This window comes from Nitrospira sp. (assembly GCA_029194535.1).
GTDB lineage: Bacteria > Nitrospirota > Nitrospiria > Nitrospirales > Nitrospiraceae > Nitrospira_C.
Genome location: JARFXR010000001.1, coordinates 264,504 through 280,061, shown reverse-complemented (window position 1 = coordinate 280,061; position 15,558 = coordinate 264,504). Strand labels below are relative to the sequence as shown.

Annotated in this window: 20 protein-coding genes; 12 read left to right on the top strand and 8 right to left on the bottom strand. The window is 60.1% G+C overall.

Going from position 1 to position 15,558, the window contains the following annotated elements:
- Position 1: 1 nt before the first annotated feature.
- The 4 genes from P0111_01280 to P0111_01265 all read left to right on the top strand — a co-directional run bounded on the left by P0111_01280 (position 2) and on the right by P0111_01265 (position 2,709).
- Entirely contained in the window at positions 2–208 is a 207-nt protein-coding gene (locus P0111_01280) for a CDGSH iron-sulfur domain-containing protein (GenBank protein ID MDF0642634.1), read from the top strand.
- A 51-nt stretch (positions 209–259) separates the two neighbouring features.
- The gene (locus tag P0111_01275; GenBank protein MDF0642633.1) at positions 260–1,018 is read left to right on the top strand and encodes an ROK family protein; all 759 of its coding nucleotides are present in this window, start codon (positions 260–262) and stop codon (positions 1,016–1,018) included.
- A gap of 852 nt (positions 1,019–1,870) precedes the next feature.
- A complete protein-coding gene (locus P0111_01270; protein MDF0642632.1) occupies positions 1,871–2,209 on the top strand; it encodes a hypothetical protein in 339 nt (112 codons plus the stop codon).
- A 47-nt stretch (positions 2,210–2,256) separates the two neighbouring features.
- Positions 2,257–2,709: a Spy/CpxP family protein refolding chaperone gene (locus tag P0111_01265; protein MDF0642631.1), complete on the top strand. Its 453-nt coding sequence runs from the start codon at positions 2,257–2,259 to the stop codon at positions 2,707–2,709.
- Between the two features lie 323 nt (positions 2,710–3,032).
- On the opposite strand, the gene P0111_01260 is transcribed toward P0111_01265, so the two are convergent.
- The 7 genes from P0111_01260 to P0111_01230 all read right to left on the bottom strand — a co-directional run bounded on the left by P0111_01260 (position 3,033) and on the right by P0111_01230 (position 6,764).
- Complete coding sequence (locus P0111_01260) at positions 3,033–3,614, bottom strand: aldehyde dehydrogenase family protein (protein ID MDF0642630.1); 582 nt, start codon at positions 3,612–3,614, stop codon at positions 3,033–3,035.
- A 41-nt stretch (positions 3,615–3,655) separates the two neighbouring features.
- Entirely contained in the window at positions 3,656–4,156 is a 501-nt protein-coding gene (locus tag P0111_01255; GenBank protein ID MDF0642629.1) for an NAD(P)H-dependent oxidoreductase, read from the bottom strand.
- Between the two features lie 28 nt (positions 4,157–4,184).
- Complete coding sequence (locus P0111_01250) at positions 4,185–4,628, bottom strand: GMC oxidoreductase (protein ID MDF0642628.1); 444 nt, start codon at positions 4,626–4,628, stop codon at positions 4,185–4,187.
- Positions 4,629–4,637: 9 nt separating this feature from the next.
- On the bottom strand, positions 4,638–5,078 hold the full coding sequence (locus P0111_01245; protein MDF0642627.1) for a cupin domain-containing protein: 441 nt from the start codon (positions 5,076–5,078) through the stop codon (positions 4,638–4,640).
- Between the two features lie 80 nt (positions 5,079–5,158).
- Positions 5,159–5,629: a hypothetical protein gene (locus tag P0111_01240; protein MDF0642626.1), complete on the bottom strand. Its 471-nt coding sequence runs from the start codon at positions 5,627–5,629 to the stop codon at positions 5,159–5,161.
- A gap of 22 nt (positions 5,630–5,651) precedes the next feature.
- The gene (locus P0111_01235) at positions 5,652–6,005 is read right to left on the bottom strand and encodes a hypothetical protein (protein MDF0642625.1); all 354 of its coding nucleotides are present in this window, start codon (positions 6,003–6,005) and stop codon (positions 5,652–5,654) included.
- Positions 6,006–6,287: 282 nt separating this feature from the next.
- Positions 6,288–6,764 carry a JAB domain-containing protein gene (locus P0111_01230; GenBank protein MDF0642624.1) on the bottom strand — a complete coding sequence of 159 codons (477 nt, stop codon included), beginning with the start codon at positions 6,762–6,764 and terminating at the stop codon, positions 6,288–6,290.
- 660 nt (positions 6,765–7,424) lie between these two features.
- On the opposite strand from P0111_01230, the gene P0111_01225 reads away from it, so the two are divergent.
- From P0111_01225 to P0111_01200, 6 genes are all read left to right on the top strand, one after another.
- A complete protein-coding gene (locus tag P0111_01225; GenBank protein MDF0642623.1) occupies positions 7,425–7,949 on the top strand; it encodes a hypothetical protein in 525 nt (174 codons plus the stop codon).
- 72 nt (positions 7,950–8,021) lie between these two features.
- A complete protein-coding gene (locus P0111_01220) occupies positions 8,022–8,663 on the top strand; it encodes an NAD(P)-dependent oxidoreductase (GenBank protein ID MDF0642622.1) in 642 nt (213 codons plus the stop codon).
- A gap of 75 nt (positions 8,664–8,738) precedes the next feature.
- Positions 8,739–9,410 carry a carbonic anhydrase gene (locus P0111_01215; protein MDF0642621.1) on the top strand — a complete coding sequence of 224 codons (672 nt, stop codon included), beginning with the start codon at positions 8,739–8,741 and terminating at the stop codon, positions 9,408–9,410.
- A 346-nt stretch (positions 9,411–9,756) separates the two neighbouring features.
- Entirely contained in the window at positions 9,757–10,629 is an 873-nt protein-coding gene (locus tag P0111_01210; protein MDF0642620.1) for an NmrA family NAD(P)-binding protein, read from the top strand.
- A gap of 247 nt (positions 10,630–10,876) precedes the next feature.
- Entirely contained in the window at positions 10,877–11,131 is a 255-nt protein-coding gene (locus P0111_01205) for a ribbon-helix-helix domain-containing protein (protein ID MDF0642619.1), read from the top strand.
- The gene (locus tag P0111_01200) at positions 11,112–11,540 is read left to right on the top strand and encodes a type II toxin-antitoxin system VapC family toxin (protein ID MDF0642618.1); all 429 of its coding nucleotides are present in this window, start codon (positions 11,112–11,114) and stop codon (positions 11,538–11,540) included. The genes P0111_01205 and P0111_01200 overlap by 20 nt, the downstream gene beginning before the upstream one ends.
- A gap of 776 nt (positions 11,541–12,316) precedes the next feature.
- Here P0111_01200 and P0111_01195 read toward each other — a convergent pair.
- Positions 12,317–12,445 (bottom strand): hypothetical protein, encoded by a 129-nt coding sequence (locus P0111_01195; GenBank protein MDF0642617.1) that lies wholly within the window; start codon positions 12,443–12,445, stop codon positions 12,317–12,319.
- A 577-nt stretch (positions 12,446–13,022) separates the two neighbouring features.
- On the opposite strand from P0111_01195, the gene P0111_01190 reads away from it, so the two are divergent.
- On the top strand, positions 13,023–13,304 hold the full coding sequence (locus tag P0111_01190) for an antibiotic biosynthesis monooxygenase (protein MDF0642616.1): 282 nt from the start codon (positions 13,023–13,025) through the stop codon (positions 13,302–13,304).
- A 151-nt stretch (positions 13,305–13,455) separates the two neighbouring features.
- Positions 13,456–15,501, top strand: coding sequence for a c-type cytochrome (locus tag P0111_01185; GenBank protein ID MDF0642615.1), 2,046 nt, complete (start codon positions 13,456–13,458; stop codon positions 15,499–15,501).
- Positions 15,502–15,558 lie beyond the last annotated feature (57 nt).

Below are 15,558 nucleotides of genomic sequence, written 5' to 3'. Positions count from 1 at the left end.
TATGAGCGACGTCATTATCACTCCCAAGAATGATGGACCCTATTACGTGAAGGGAACGTTCAAGATCGTGACCGAGGGTGGCCGGGAGATCGCGGTCGAGGGAAATGAAACCTGGCTGTGCCGATGCGGCCATTCCGCGAGCAAGCCCTTCTGCGACGGCTCGCATAAGAAGGCAGGCTTCAAGCACAACCTGGATCAGAAGCCGTAACCTGCTCAACGAAGGAAGCAACAGACTGTAACGCTGAAGACGGAGAACCCGATGGTCAAGGCGGGTCGGCCTGTGCGTGTGAAGGGAAACGGAGGGAGATCCGGCAGTCCGATAAAGGTGCTGGTGATCGACGTGGGAGGCACCAATGTAAAAGTCCTTGCCACCGGGCATGCGGCGCCTCGCAGGATTCCGTCCGGCCCGGCCATGACGGCGGGAAACATGGTTCAAGCGGTCAAGCAGGCGACGGCCGACTGGACCTACGATGCGGTCGCCATCGGCTATCCCGGACCGGTCCGTGACGGACGTCCGGTCGCAGAACCGAAAAATCTCGGCGGAGGCTGGGTGAAGTACAGTTTTCGCCGGGCCTTCGGCGTGCCGGTCAAAGTGGTCAATGACGCGGCGATGCAGGCCCTCGGCAGTTACGAGGGCGGGCGCATGCTGTTTCTCGGTCTCGGCACCGGTCTGGGCTCGACCTTGATCACGGACGGCGTGCTGGTACCGATGGAGCTGGCGCATCTTCGGTATCGCAAGGGCCGCACCTACGAGGACTACGTCGGCCTGCGCGGCCTCAAGCGACAGGGCAAGAAAAAATGGCGCCGGTACGTGCTCGATGTGGTGTCGGGGCTTCGGGAGGCGTTCCAGCCGGACTACGTGGTGCTCGGCGGCGGCAACGCGAAGAGAGTGGGGGCGCTGCCGAAGCGAACCCGCCTCGGCGACAATCGCCATGCGTTTGTCGGCGGCTTTCGCCTGTGGGAAGAGGCCTGGAAGGATGAGCGGCCGACGTGTGTGGTGCAAGCGGGGTCGTCGTAAGGCGGTCGAAGATCACCTGGAGTGGGCCGAATGAAAAAACTAGTCGACGGCATCCACCGGTTTTAGTCCGGCGTCTTTGGACGAAAGAAGGAGCTGTTCGAACGCCTGAGCAAGGGACAGGAGCTGGACGCGCTGTTTGTGACCTGCTCGGACAGCCGGGTGAGCCCCACCCTGCTGACCCAGACGGTCCCCGGCGATCTCGTCATTCTGCGCAACGCCGGCAACCGCATCCCGCCCTATCCCGCATTATTCATGACCGCTTCTGCTGCAATCGCGGATTCGCTGCTGCGACAAGCCTCTCCGCCGCGATTTGATCGAACGCGCCGGCTCAAGCGAAGCTTGGTGTGGCGGGCGGGCTCGCCCCTCGGTCGGTCGACAAACTGTTCGGGGACTGGCTCCGTCGTCCTCGACGGTGCCTGTCTCAGTTCGGAACGGGGGCAGACACCACGCGCCCGCCTGCCGAAGCCATGCGGCGGGCAGACAGACGCGCGGAAGGGTGTCAGTCCCCTGGGTTCCGCACGCCCGTCTCGCCTGGCGTCTCCGCCGTTTCGTCATGAACCTCCATGAATAATGCAGGCTAGGCAGTGACGATCCGCTTCGTCATCTGACGATATCTCGTCGCTTCGCTTCGTCAGTCCCTTCCATCAGCGACGAGTCTCCTCGGTCTCGCGAATCAATTGACTCGATTCGACAAGAACTTATGGGTGAAGACCCGTCGAGGACAGAACTGGAACGGTCTTTGCTGTTTCATCTGGTAGCGTCGGACGACGATGTCTGATGCGATGCAACGGATGGACTCAATCACCAACTGCCTGAACCATGAAGGGACAGGTTTCCAACAAGGAGGTCATCATGAAACGAGTGTTGTTCACGGGCCTTGCTCTCATTGTTTTGAGCCTGGGTATCTCGATGGGTTCCGCCTTGGCCGATGAAGATGACGGGTCGAAGATCAGGATCACATCGCCGAAAAATGGGGCCAAGGTCGGAGAGACGTTTGAACTGCAATATGAACTCGTCAAAGGGACCAAGGCGGCGCATGGGCACGTCTATCTCGACGGCGAGCCTCAGAAAAAGTTTCCCGGTACATTCAGGGGATTGAGCAAGGGCACCCACGAAATCAAAGTGCAAGCTGCAACCCATGATCATGACCATCTTGCCGCGAGCGATACGATCACGGTGGAAGTCCAGTGACGGCGAGAGGACAACGAGGTTGAGTCGGGACAGAAAGGAGCAAGGTTATGAACACGCATGTAATCAGAGCCGCGGTCGGCATAATGATCTTGGTCGGCCTGCTTGGAACGTCGGCTTGCTTCCGTCATCATCATACCCCGGAGGAACGAGCCGACTGGGTGACGGGAAAGATCGCCAAACATTTGGATCTCAACGAACAGCAGCGGGCCAAACTGGACGCTGTGAAACAGGAGATGCTGGCGGCGCGGGCCAAAGTCGGCAAGGAACGCCAGACGCTGATTGATGACGCCGTTGCTCAGATTCAGGCGGATCGTCTGGATCAGGCCAAAGTGCTTGAGTTACTTGAGCGAAGACAAGAGTTGCAGCGCCAGGTCGCCTCGCAGGTCGTGCCAAAGTTGGAGGGGTTTCACGCGAGCCTGACGCCGGAGCAAAAAGCCAAGGCCGTCGAACATCTCCGACACTTGCAGGAGAGGATGGGTTCCTCCCTCGTTGGGATGTGAATGTAGCCGTGGCCGGCCAGCGAGCGGAGAACGACCGATCTACTGGCCACGGATTGTTCGAAGCCAGCTCGACGGGCCTTCGCCTATGCGCTCAGGTTCTCCTCGATCTTGAAGGTGGATCTGATTCTCCTGCATGTCGTCAGAGTGCCGCCCGACTTTGAGGCCTGGTCCCCGTCGGCCCGTCGTTTCCCGCACCCGTGACGGACCAAGGCCTTGCTCGAATTGGGTCGCATGGCTCGTATCGCCAAAGGTGATGGGATCGCGACCGAGCAGAGGTTGATCGTGGGGATTCCCGAGGACTCGATGGCGGCGCATGGGCAGGATCAGAAGAGATGGGCACGCCGGATGTCCTGCTGCGTTACCCAATGCGGCCGCGTGAACTCCTCGATGATCCACTCGCCGTTGACGCGGCCAAAGCCAGAATTCTTTTCGCCGCCGAACGGGCCATAGATGTCGGTCTGCCTGGTCTGGTCGTTGATGTTCGTCATGGCTGCATCCAGCCCCATCGCAAAACGCTGAGCCCGCGCGACGTCAGGGCTGAAGACCGCGCCGGCCATGCCGTATTCCGTGTCGGTGGCCATCGCCTCGTCGTCGGTGCGGAACCTCATGACCGGCAGCACCGGCCTGAAGACCTCTTGGCGCGCCAGCGCGTGCGTTGGGTCCACATCGACGAACAGGTGCGGTGGCACCACACGGCCCTGCGCCGGTCCCCCGACGAGCATGCGGGCGCGGGCGGCCTTGACTCTCTCGATCTTCGCGAACACGCCGTCCACAGCCTTGCGGGTCACCAACGGCCCCACCACGGTCTTGGGGTCGGCGGGGTTTCCATACGGCAGGGCCCGCACCAGCGGCACCAGCTTTTCCACCAGGGCATCATGCACCTTGGCGTCCACGAGCACGCGCATGGGGCAACGTCGCTGCGCTCTCCTCCGGCTGCTTACCTCCCTCACGCTTTCGACCGGTTGCTGGCGATCCACTTTCCGAAGGTCGCCATGAAAGCGATGAGGAGCTTCTTCGTGTTCTCGTTTGCCAGCTCTCCACTCTCGTCGAGCAGGTCCGCGACATTGCCAATGTAGGCTTCCGGCTGCTGAAGGATCGGCACGTCGAGGAAGACCAGAGACTGGCGCAAATGATGGTTGGCTCCAAAGCCGCCGATGTGGCCGGGCGAGACGCTGACGATCGCACCGGGCTTGCCGCTCCACACGCTCCTGCCATACGGCCTGGACCCGACGTCGAGCGCGTTCTTGAGGGCTGCCGGTACCGAGCGGTTGTATTCCGGCGTCACGAAAAGGACGGCATCGAAAGTTTTCACCTTCTTGCGGAACGCGGTCCAAGCGGCAGGCGGCGTCTTTTGTTCGAGATCCTCGTTGTAAAGCGGCAGATCACCGATCTCGACGATCTCAAGCTTCAAGTCCTCCGGCGCAAGCCCGATGAGCACGTGGGCCATTTGGCGGTTGAACGATGCCTTGCGCAGGCTACCGACAAGAACGGCGACGGATAAGGTCATGGCGTTTTTCCTTGCAGGTTTGATTGTGAGGAAAGATGACGGATCGAGCGCTCAAATCTTCATCATCCGGACCCCCGGGGCAGCGATGCCCTTGACCCGCAGCCGGACCATCCCCCGCTCCCATCCGGACCGTGCCGATGTCGCCGGGGACTGAGGCGGCGAGTTCCGCGTCGCTCGCGTTCGGGGCGGAGAATATCGTCTCAGCCCATGGTTTCAAGATGTCGGCCTGCGCGACGTGCTGGGGGATACGGAGTCCCGCGATCGATGTGTCCACATCCTCGATCTCGCTGAGATAGCGAGGATCGATTTCCGGCTTCGCCATCGGATCGCGCGAAGCGAGCCGAACGGTCCAGCGGTTCTTCGGCTGGAGTAGCACCACGCCGCGAAGCGAGTCATCCCACAGGTTCGGCATCGTCACGGGTCAGTGTCCAGCTTCGGGCACGGGGATCGATAGCGGTTGGCCCGACACGCCAGCATAGGTCACGATCGCTACGACCGGCTCGGCGCCAGTGGTGCCGCGATGGACGTTGTCAACCGACTCGGCGAAGGACTGACCGGCATGATAGGTCGCCTTGCGGCCGGTGCCCTTCTCCTCGATCGTCAGGGTGCCCGAGAGGATATATGCGGTGTTGGGCATGGGATGCCGGTGCCAATCGAGCTTGGCGTTGGCTGGTATTGTCATCCTCAACGTCGTCAGCTCCGGCTGGCCGGCAGGATAGGCCACGTAGCGGATGTCGTTCCACGAAGCGGTCGACTTCAGCAACGTGGAGCTCTTGCTGCCGCCGCCCTCGCTCGCCGCCACCGCGCCGGCTGCGACGGCCACAGCAATGAGACCTGTCAGCATGAAGACCCTGTTCAACATGATTCCGATGTCCTTTCGTCGTGCCCGCCACGTGAGACGATGGGGTATGATCTGCCGGTCTTCTCGCATCGAGCGGACGTTCAGCCGCCTGCGCCAATGTCCGGGGCGTCGCGATCGAACTGCACGAGCAACTGGACACACGGCTCGTCTCCGATTTGGCCGGAGAAGTGCCCCTGTTGTCCGGTGGTGTCGATATCCGCACCCCAGTGAATGTCCCCCGGCCCCATCTCGACGCGCTTGCCGTCGCGCGTCTCGATGAACCAGCGTCCCGAAAGCGGGATCACCCATTGCGGTTCCGGGCTTTCGTGCCACTCGCCCACCCAACCGACGGGCAGGATCGTGAACCAGCCGCCTGTGATCCGGCCCTCGACGCGCCGCATCCAGATGGGGGCCGTGTTGCCGCTCACCACGCGGCGGACGAAGCCGTCCAGAAACTCGCGATCGATCGTGCTGCCGCCATTGGGACCCGGTCTCATGTGCCAGAAGGGCACGCGCGGCGGTTGGTCCAACCCTTTTCCTTGCGGCGCCGGGCTTGCTGCGGATGTCGTCATTCATTCGCTCCTCTGCCCCGCGTCAGCGCGAGAAGCCGGCGAACGGCGTCAGGTAGATCGCCCCGAATCCATCCGGTATCTCGCGGATCTCGGGCGTGGTTTCGCCATAGACATACAGCGCCTCGATGCGGACGAGTTTCAGGAATCGGTCGGCATAGGGCGCGAAGGTTTGCTTCACGTGGGGCAGCAGGCCCTTGGTCCGATAGCGCTCGACGATGTGCACGACGGTACGATCGGCGTTGACGACGTATTCGTAGATCGTCGTGTCCGGCTCCTTGCGGGTCGCCCGGACGATCTCAGCGACAAGCGCCTCGAAGGCGTCGAAGTTCGCAGGGTCGATCGTCAGATGGTACAGCGAGAAGATTTCGTTATGCATGTGAAAGCACTCGGTTGCGCGGCAGAGCCGGTGCCTCGTCCTTCGCCATCGGTCAGGTTCTCCTGCTTGCGGCTGATCTCGACGCGCTTCAGCGCATGTCTGATCGCGGTAGGTGTAGGGGCCGGCATAGCTTTTCCTCCTTTTCGGAACTGGGATCGGTCGAGGAGAAGCAGGGATCGCTTTCTGGGAGCGGAAGGCCGTTTTTTACCCCTTTTGCAGCCCCCAGTTTGCCAAAACCGCCCCTACTAGGCAATGGCAAGAAAGCACGATTGATCTCGTATTTTATTGTGTTTGAGTATGATCCAGCGTGATCGAATTGAGGCTAGAGGGGTGATTCTGCCCAAGGATGACGGCGCTCGCGTTCATGAGGATCACCGGCGTGAAGACTTCGCGGGGGTGGACGATGCGCAGAGTACCGGATCCGATGTTCACGGGGTTGATGCCGATGACAGCATGTTTCGCGTCGAGACCCACGACCATGAATGGTTCGCGATCGAGTCCCTCGAATAGCGGTACAAGCAGCCGGTCTGCGCTCTCGGAGTCCCTGATTGTGAGGGGCGAGGGGTGTCCCAGGCTCTCCCTCACCAGCATGACCCGATAGCGCGGAATCGCATAGGCATGTGGGGCCGGGTGTAGCTTGGCCGATGCTGCCTTTCTCGCCGAACCAGAAGACAGGTCGGCTTGGGGCGTCTCGGCGTAGTCGGTGGCATAGTTCTGTATGCAAACGGGGAGGAAAGGGTCAGGACTTGAATTTGGCATATCGCAGCCAAGCCCAATCCTCACGATGATCGGCAGCCTGGGCAAGTTGTCAAAGTCGAGACCTGCCCCCAATTCCACCCTGAGCGACAAGGTCCGCCACTGAAACCGATCGGATCTGCCACCAACAAGCATGGGAGGAGAGAAGAATGTCAGGAACCATGTTGCACGAACTTCTTTCTTCAATCCTTACGGAATCGCCGTTGATCACGAAAACGGTTCCTGATACCTTTTCGCTCATCCGAATACGGCCTTTATGGACAAGGTGGCCGAGACCTTTGGCCCTCTCCAGCGGTCGATCAATCGTCGATTGAAGAAGGCGTTGGATCCCAACCGCATATGGGCGCCGGGAAAATCCGGCCTCCGGCTTCGCTGATCACCTTGACGGGCTGTTGCAATCACCGCGCCGAATGAAGGAGAACATTCACGCCAAATACTCAGACCCGACAGATCAGGGCCGCAGTGCCCGTCAACGATCTCCCCAATTGTCCGTTCGGCGGCGAGATGAACAGCGGCCTCGGCCGATTTGGCGGAGATTGGATCATTGAGGAATTCACTACGGACCACTGGGTCAGCGTCCAGCATCAGTCGCGGCAGTTTCCATTTTGAGAGTGAACCGAAGCTGGGCCGCAGCATGATCGGTCGCTCGTACTGGAGGAATCCATGCAGCGTATACCTGTTCGACGGATCGCGTTGTCGACCCTGATCGCCGCTTTTCTCACCGCCACAACGGTCGCCAAGTCGGCGACAGCGTCAGAGGATCTTGCACGCGGACATACGAAGATTACCGGCGTGGTGACGGAAAAGGCCGGTGCGCTCGTGGTCACAACACCGGGTGGCGCGAAGCATCAGATCAACGAAAACATCTCTCGGCGTCACGGCCATGAGCCGTTCAAGGCTGGCGACGAGGTGATCGCGGTGTTGGATGAAAACAATTACATCATCGACATGCACCTCAAAGGCCATGAAATACAACATCAGTTTGAGACGGGCAAGCTCATCCACCTGGGCATGACGAATAAACAGATCAAGATTCACACGCCTGAGGGAGACAAAATCTTTCCGTTGACGGAACAAGCCCAGAAAACAAAAGGCTTTGCGGAAGGCACCCTTGTCACGATCGAACTGAACGAAGCAGGGGCAGCGATCGACGTTCACCAGGCGGACATCGGCAGTGGCAAGCAGTAGGGACTCTCGCAGAGACCCAAGCCTGGGTCTGGCCGCGGTCTCTTCAAAGACGCGGCGCAGAGGAGGTTTCGCATGAAAATCGCATTGATCGGCGCTACCGGATTTGTCGGGTCGGCCATATTGAAGGAAGCGCTGGATCGAGGCCATGAGGTCACGGCAATCGTGCGGGACCCGGAGAAATTACAGCCGCATCCAAACCTGCATCCTCAGAAGGGCGATGTGTCTGGGACGGATGAGGTGGCGAGGTTGGTCGCGGGCCATGACGCCGTCATTAGCGCCTTCAATCCGGGATGGGGCAACCCGGACATTTACAACCAACAAGTAAAGGGGACGAAGGCCATTATCAGCGGTGTGAAGAAGGCCGGCGTCATGCGATTGCTGTTCGTCGGCGGGGCCGGCAGTCTGGAAGTCAAGCCGGGTGTGCAGTCCGTCGATTTGCCGGAGTTTCCGAGGGAATGGAAGCAGGGGGCTCTCGCGACACGGGAGGCCTTGAACATGTTGCGCACAGAAACGAGTCTTGAATGGTCCTTCCTGTCCCCCCCGGCGGATTTGTCCCCCGGCCGGCGGACCGGAAAGTTTCGCCTCGGCACGGATCAGTTGCTGAAAGATGCGGAGGGAAACAGTCGTATCTCGGTCGAGGACTATGCCATGGCAATGGTGGATGAAGTCGAACGCCCCGCACACATCCGGCAGCGGTTTACGGTGGGGTACTGAGCCTCCGCTGCCCACCGCTCCCGCGGTGGGGGAAAGGATAAAGGTGAGCGGGCAGACGAATGGATACGAGAAAGAATGAGAAGGCTGATCGACGGCATTCACCGGTTTCAGTCCGGCGTCTTTGGACGAAAGAAGGAGCTGTTCGAGCGCCTGAGCAAGGGACAGGAGCCGGACGCCCTGTTTGTGACCTGCTCGGACAGCCGGGTAAGCCCCACCCTCCTGACCCAGACGGTCCCCGGCGATCTCTTCATTCTGCGCAACGCCGGCAACCTCATCCCGCCCTATGGCCCTATTCATGGAGCGGAAGCCGCCGCGATCGAATATGCGATCGACGCGCTGGCGGTCAAGAATATCATCATCTGCGGTCACACCTATTGCGGCGCGATGAAGGCGGTGCTTGATCCGGCCTCGCTGGACAACTTGCCGGCGACGAAGGGCTGGTTGACCTATGCCGAAGCGACAAGACGCGTGATGGCGACGCACTACAAGGAGCTATCGAACGCCGACAAGCTCGAAGTCTGTATCGAGGAAAACGTGCTCGTGCAGATCGAGAATCTGCGGACGCACCCCTCGGTCTTGGCGGCCTTGGCGAGCGGTCGCTTACGGCTCCATGCCTGGGTCTATGAGATCGAGAGCGGCAACGTGATGGCTTTCGATGACCAGGCCGGCCAGTACCTTCCCCTCGCAGAAGCGGGCCACGGCGTGGCGGAACGGCCGGAGCGGCTGTCGCCGATGCGTGAGATCTGATCGAGCTGTTCCCTTCGTGTCAGGAGTGCTGAACACCCTAAATCCCTCACTCCGACCGAGGGGCAATGTTGTTGAAGGCATCGTGAATCATGCGGGCTGTTGACTCACGTCATCAGGAGGTAGTGTTATGGACGCGCTCCGTCACGGTGCTGGAGTGGCCCTCGTTGTCCTTGCAGAACCTATCTCAAAATTCGTTCGTGACGGGATGGAGTCTGTTGTCGTCATTCCCGCGCAGGCGGGAATCCAGACTTTTTAGGTCACTCTGGATGCCCGCTTTCGCAGGCATGACCGGTTCTTACCGGAACACCTATTCTAAGAAGGCATCAATCAAGGAGGACGATTCAAGATGAAGATTCTCGTAACCGGCAGTACCGGCACAGTCGGCTCCGAAGTGGTCAAAGAGCTTCGCAAGCGCAATGCCGCGGTTCGCGCGCTTGTCCGCAGCGGGGGCAAGGGCGGCAGCTTGCCGGCTGACGTTGAAGTGGTCGTCGGCGACCTCCTGGACCCGGTAGCGGTCCAAAAGGCGCTGGACGGTGTAGACAAGCTGTACCTCTTGAACGCTGTCGTGTCCGATGAGCTGACGCAGGGACTCATCGCCTACGGCCTCGCGAAGCGGCGCAAACTCCGACAGGTCGTGTACCACTCAGTCTTCGACGTAGACCGGTTCAAGGATGTGCCGCACTTCGCTTCGAAGCTGGCTATCGAGAACGCACTCAAAGAGTTTGACGTCCCGTTCACCATCATTCGCCCGAGCTACTTCTTTCAAAACGATATGCGAGTAAAAGAGTCGCTCTTGGGTGCCGGTATCTACCCGATGCCGCTAGGAAGGCGGGGCATTTCGGCGGTGGACGTGCGCGACATCGCGGAGGCTACCGCGATCGCGCTGACGACCGATGGTCACCAGGGAAAAACATATAATCTCGTGGGCCCGAAAGACTTGAGCGGCCCGGACGCGGCGTCGATATGGAGCGGAGTGCTTCACAAAGAGATTCGCTACCCAGGGGAAGCGCTCGACTCGTGGGAAGAACACATGCGGAACATCGCCCCAGCGTGGATGGCGTTTGACATGCGCGTGATGTTCCAAGGGTACTTGGAACGCGGCTTTGTCACGAGCGACGGGGACATCAAGGCATTGACGCAGTTATTAGGGCATCCACCTCGCGGGTACGAAGCCTTTGCTCGGGAGACCGCGTTCGCGTGGCAGAACAAAGGGGGCTGAGCAGTTCTCGAGGCGGTTTCAGCACTCGTGCCACGCCGCGGGAGAGAAAGGTGTCAGGCACCATTGTGCACCAATTCTTTCTTCAACCGTGCGGAATCGCCGCTGATCACGACAACGGTTCCTGACACCCTTCATGCTCTCATCTCGACGGACACATCGGACAGGCGTCTCGCCCGCGCGCAGATCATGGTCGGTATCGCTCGCCGCTCGCTTGACATCATGATGCATGGATCGTATGCTTTGATGCATGCGAACCACGATCAATCTGTCTGCTGAGCTCCTGACTCAGATCAAGAAACTCGCCGCGACATCGCATTCGACCGTGACGGCGTTGATCGAAGATGCCATCCGAGAGTCGTTGGCCCGCCGGCGCGCGCGCCGGCGCAGTCGCTCGGCCCTGAAGACCTATGGCAGGCACGGGCTGCTTCCGGGAGTGGATCTCGACGATACCGCCTCCACATGGGATCTGATGGAGTCGCCTGTTGATTCTTCCCGACGTTAACGTCCTGGTTTACGCTCACCGGCAGGACTCCGCTCGACATGCTGATTATCTGGCTTGGCTGAATGATCTCTTGGAATCCGACGCGGCATTCGGCGTCTCCGAGATCGTGCTGAGCGGGTTTCTGAGAGTCGTCACCCATCCACGCGTGTTTCGTGATCCGACCCCCCTCGATCTCGCGCTCCAGTTTGCCGAGTCGCTGCGGAGTCATCCCAACGCGGTCACGCTGATGCCGGGCGAACGGCATTGGACCATCTTCCAACGTCTGTGCCAAGACGCGAACGCGAAGGGAAACCTCATCGCCGATGCCTATCTGGCCGCGCTGGCCATTGAGTCCGGCGCAGAATGGATCACCACCGACCGTGATTATGCGCGGTTTCCTGAGCTTCGCTGGCGGCATCCATTTGGTTGAGGCTGAACACGGTTCCAGGCACCAGAACGTGCCTCACGCATCTGCGTCAAGCTGGGTGCGATATCCGAACGCTCCAAGAGCTGCTCGGTCACCAGGACGTGGGCACCCACAGGGTGAGGAGTCCGGTCGATAGTCTCTGCTCCGTCCTTTACAGACTGTATACGACGACTATCCGCAAACGGGAATGGAGCAGAACCTGCCCATGTTGCAATTGGTTGGAGCTGGCACGCCGCGCGTACCAGCCGGTTTAGGCAGAAGTGGACAGGCTGCCTTAATGGGATTATACAGTCTGTCCAAACATTGTTAGACGGCATGAGATACCGTGTATGACGGATTGTTGCGAAGACAAGATTTCGCCATACGACATTCGACCTGAGGATGTGCCGATCATTGATGCAGCCATAACCTCGGGGAGCGGCTGAAGCGCTTCGATGAAACAACGCCTGAACAGCGGGTGGCCATCGAGCAGATACTTGTATTTCTCCGCTGTTTGCCCGCTGCTCCGCCAGACGGACTCCACGGAGAGTTTGGCTTTCGCTTCGAGCATGAGGACGAAGCGATAGATCAAGGCCCCTACGGCAGTTGGTGTGTCAGCGTGTGCCGCGCCATGTTCGAGATATTTGGGTGCGGCCGGGAGGGGCTGCCGGAGTTTTCGTGGCTTCTCTGTCCCGGACGTCAGAACCAGAATTCAATGGCGCACGCTGCCGCATGGGTTGCGCAGGTGTCTGACCCAAAGGCCCTAAAGTTGGCTGGTCAACGACTTGTAATTGATGCTTCTACTTGGGCCGTAAAGGCGTGAGGCACATGCCGTCCAACAAGGCGCTCCAGCGGACGGTCTTGCCTCCGCTTCGCTGCGGCAAGCCCGCCGCTGAACCGCTCCGATGGGCGGCATCCAGACGTGCCATGACTACCAACCCTTACACACGTGAGAAGCCAGTCTGGACACGCAGGAATAGCAGGGACATTCTGAATTTCCGGTGGCGGCTGCTCATTCTGTGACAAGAATTCAGAATGTCCCTGCGCAAGAATCTCGACTGTTGCAGGTTCTGGACTCACCCGGTAGAAGAGATAGTAGTAGATGCGGGTAAGGTGAAGGCGACCGACACCGGCAAGTTTAATGTTCCGAGCCTGCGCGCCGATCGCCGGTTGTGAAGCAAGGAGTTGAAGTGCGCGCTCAAGCCGTCGGCGAATGCATCGTGAGCCTTAGCCCGCATTATTCATGAAGGTTCGTGACGAAACCGTCAAGATGCCAGGCGAGACTGGCACGCGGAGCCCAGGGGACTGACACCCTTCCGCGCGTCTGCGCGTGGTGCCTGTCCCCTTCGAAGGGGGACAGGTGCCAGGAGGAAGGGTGCCTGTCTCCAACAGTCGCAGCGGCATATCGCCGGTTGCAGTAGAAATCATCGTGAATAGTGCAGGCTGGGTTGCGCAGGTCGCCTGCGGCAGACTTACTAATGAGGGATATTTATCAAAGGTGCTTAGATGCAACACGTTTTAATCATTCATGAGGTCGAGTCTTACCCCGCATGGAAAGCGGTATTCGACAAAGCAGCGGACATCAGAAAGTACGCTGGAGAAATCAGTTATCAGTTACTACGCTACGAAAACGACGAAAATAATATCGTCCACTTCTCAACCTGGTCATCGCTGGACAATGCGCGGCGGTTCTTCGAATCTCCTGAATTGGTCGAAATTAGGAAGCAAGCGGGTGTAAAGGCCCCCGAATTCATCTATTTGCAAGAGATTGAACATGGTGTGTTATAGCCCTAACCAGGCGCCCCAGCCGCCGTCTTGCCGCAGCACAGCGGAGGCAAAACGGCGGCTGAGGTTGGGCATTAGGCAGACGGATGCCACCAGCCGGCCAACTCTCATACATTCAACGGTCGAACGACACGAAAGGAGCGTTTGATCTGCCATGAGAAACTTTCTGCGTTCACGGCGCCGAGTCATGGTGGTCACGCTCGGGCTGCTCCTCCTGCTGGATCTCGGCCGGTCGATCTACGCGCGGGTCGGCTATAGTCAGCCCTTTGAAAACTGGCAACCGGATCCATCAGTCCATGCTGAAATCACCTGGCCGCCGGGCGCCAATCTGCCGCCCGACACGCCGATCGGTAAGCGAGTCTTCGCCCAGCGCTGCGCGGTCTGTCACGGCCCTGATGGTCGCGGCAACGGGCCGGCCGCCCCAGCACTGACTCCCCGCCCTCGCGATTTCACCCGAGGCCAATTCAAATACAAGTCCACGCCGGCCGGTCAGCCGCCGAGTGATGCCGATCTGATCCGGACGGTTTCGACCGGTCTCCGGGCCAGCGCGATGCCCTTCTGGCAGGATATCCTCAGCGCGGAGGAAATTCGCGACGTCGTGACCCACGTCAAGAGCCTCTCGAACGTCTTCGCCGGTCCCCCTCCAATCCCACTCACGATCCCACCGAGGGTCCCACCCGATGCAGCCAGCGTCGGCCGTGGCCGCGCGCTCTTCACCGCGAAAACCTGCATCGTCTGTCATGGGCCGGAAGCCCGCGGAGGAGTCCGGTTGGCAGATGCGAAAGGTCAACCCGTCATCTCCCGCGACCTCACCGCGCCCTGGACCTTCCGAGGCGGGAGCGAGCCGGAACAGATCTGGTTGCGAATCACCACCGGTCTGGCCCCCAGTCCCATGCCTTCGTTCGCGGAGATGACCACCCCGGCTGAGCGCTGGGATCTCGTGAATTATGTCCTGTCGCTGTCTCGGATTCCCCCGTGGGAACCGGGCGGACAATTCGGCGGGCCGGGCCGGCAGGCAGATCTGGTCAAGCGCGGCGACTATCTCGTGCATGCGCAAATGTGCGGCCTCTGCCACACGCAGGCGACCAGAGGAGGCATCTATCGGGACGATTTTTATCTGGCGGGCGGGCAGCGGGTCGATGTCTGGCCGCACGGCGTCCTCGTATCGCGCAACCTGACCTCTGATCCGGACACGGGACTGGGACGCTGGACGCCGGAACAGATAATCGAGGCGTTCCGGAACGGGAAGACGCCCGATCGACATCTGAACGTGTTCGACATGCCGTGGCATTTCTTGCACGCCCTCAAGGACGACGATGCGCAGGCGATCGCCGGCTATCTGAAAACCCTGACCCCCGTGCGCAATCTCATCCCTCCGCCGCTTCGCTACGGGATCGTGGAAACCGTCGTGGGGAAACTGACACGTCCGCTCCCCGCGGCCCTTCCCGAAACGATTACGTTCCTGGACGGCAATTTCGGTCAATCCACATCAGAACCGATCCGGCGCCATCTGCCTCAAGAGGTTTTAATCATGGCGCAATGGCTGGTGTTGGGCCTCGGCATGGTCGCGTGTATCCTGGCCGGTCCGCCTGAACGACGCTGGCCGCGGAGGCCGACCGGATGGATACTCCTGATTCTCGGAGTTGTGGGCATCGGAATCTTGTCGTTCCTCATCCGAATCATTTATGAAATGCCGGCGACCTCGTTCATTCCGCCGGAGGTAATTGCCCAGCCGGTCTTGGCGACCGTTCATGAACCGGACCCGGCCACGTTCCGCAATCAAGAACATGGCGCCATGGTGATGCGAGGGAAGTATCTGTTTACGATCGCCTCCTGCGCCATGTGCCACCAGGGCAACGGAGAGGGAGACAGGAAAACCAGTTGGGCGCCGGCGGGCACCAGGTGGTCGCGCAACATTTCTTCCCATCCAACGAATGGGATCGGCGCCTGGTCCGATGCGGCCCTTGCTCGGGCCATTCGGAGCGGAGTCTCCGCGAACGGGCGGGCGCTGCATTGGCAAGGCATGATCTGGGATTTTGCGTCGAACTGGGATGAGGAAGACATCCGATCCTTGGTCGCGTACATCCGCACATTGCCGCCGGTGGACCGGAAGGTCCCCGACCCTCAGCCGCCAAGCGCAGCGGATTGCGAGAAGGCGACGGTCTGGGTCGGCGAGAATGATTTGCCTGGCTGTCGGTAGCGGGCTGAACAAGACCGATGCTGAGAGGGCTGGGTTCATACGGTGGGAGGACACGAT

Excerpts from the sequence above, each read along its gene's own strand:
- P0111_01275 (MDF0642633.1), top strand. The coding sequence starts at position 260 with ATGGTCAAGGCGGGTCGGCCTGTGCGTGTGAAGGGAAACGGAGGGAGA.
- P0111_01215 (MDF0642621.1), top strand. The coding sequence starts at position 8,739 with ATGAGAAGGCTGATCGACGGCATTCACCGGTTTCAGTCCGGCGTCTTT.
- P0111_01225 (MDF0642623.1), top strand. The coding sequence starts at position 7,425 with ATGCAGCGTATACCTGTTCGACGGATCGCGTTGTCGACCCTGATCGCC.
- P0111_01235 (MDF0642625.1), bottom strand. The coding sequence starts at position 6,005 with ATGCATAACGAAATCTTCTCGCTGTACCATCTGACGATCGACCCTGCG.
- P0111_01260 (MDF0642630.1), bottom strand. The coding sequence starts at position 3,614 with ATGCGCGTGCTCGTGGACGCCAAGGTGCATGATGCCCTGGTGGAAAAG.
- P0111_01255 (MDF0642629.1), bottom strand. The coding sequence starts at position 4,156 with ATGGCCCACGTGCTCATCGGGCTTGCGCCGGAGGACTTGAAGCTTGAG.
- P0111_01265 (MDF0642631.1), top strand. The coding sequence starts at position 2,257 with ATGAACACGCATGTAATCAGAGCCGCGGTCGGCATAATGATCTTGGTC.
- P0111_01270 (MDF0642632.1), top strand. The coding sequence starts at position 1,871 with ATGAAACGAGTGTTGTTCACGGGCCTTGCTCTCATTGTTTTGAGCCTG.
- P0111_01245 (MDF0642627.1), bottom strand. The coding sequence starts at position 5,078 with ATGTTGAACAGGGTCTTCATGCTGACAGGTCTCATTGCTGTGGCCGTC.
- P0111_01220 (MDF0642622.1), top strand. The coding sequence starts at position 8,022 with ATGAAAATCGCATTGATCGGCGCTACCGGATTTGTCGGGTCGGCCATA.
- P0111_01190 (MDF0642616.1), top strand. The coding sequence starts at position 13,023 with ATGCAACACGTTTTAATCATTCATGAGGTCGAGTCTTACCCCGCATGG.
- P0111_01250 (MDF0642628.1), bottom strand. The coding sequence starts at position 4,628 with ATGCCGAACCTGTGGGATGACTCGCTTCGCGGCGTGGTGCTACTCCAG.
- P0111_01280 (MDF0642634.1), top strand. The coding sequence starts at position 2 with ATGAGCGACGTCATTATCACTCCCAAGAATGATGGACCCTATTACGTG.
- P0111_01185 (MDF0642615.1), top strand. The coding sequence starts at position 13,456 with ATGAGAAACTTTCTGCGTTCACGGCGCCGAGTCATGGTGGTCACGCTC.
- P0111_01230 (MDF0642624.1), bottom strand. The coding sequence starts at position 6,764 with ATGCCAAATTCAAGTCCTGACCCTTTCCTCCCCGTTTGCATACAGAAC.
- P0111_01195 (MDF0642617.1), bottom strand. The coding sequence starts at position 12,445 with ATGGCACGTCTGGATGCCGCCCATCGGAGCGGTTCAGCGGCGGGCTTG.
- P0111_01210 (MDF0642620.1), top strand. The coding sequence starts at position 9,757 with ATGAAGATTCTCGTAACCGGCAGTACCGGCACAGTCGGCTCCGAAGTG.
- P0111_01205 (MDF0642619.1), top strand. The coding sequence starts at position 10,877 with ATGCGAACCACGATCAATCTGTCTGCTGAGCTCCTGACTCAGATCAAG.
- P0111_01240 (MDF0642626.1), bottom strand. The coding sequence starts at position 5,629 with ATGACGACATCCGCAGCAAGCCCGGCGCCGCAAGGAAAAGGGTTGGAC.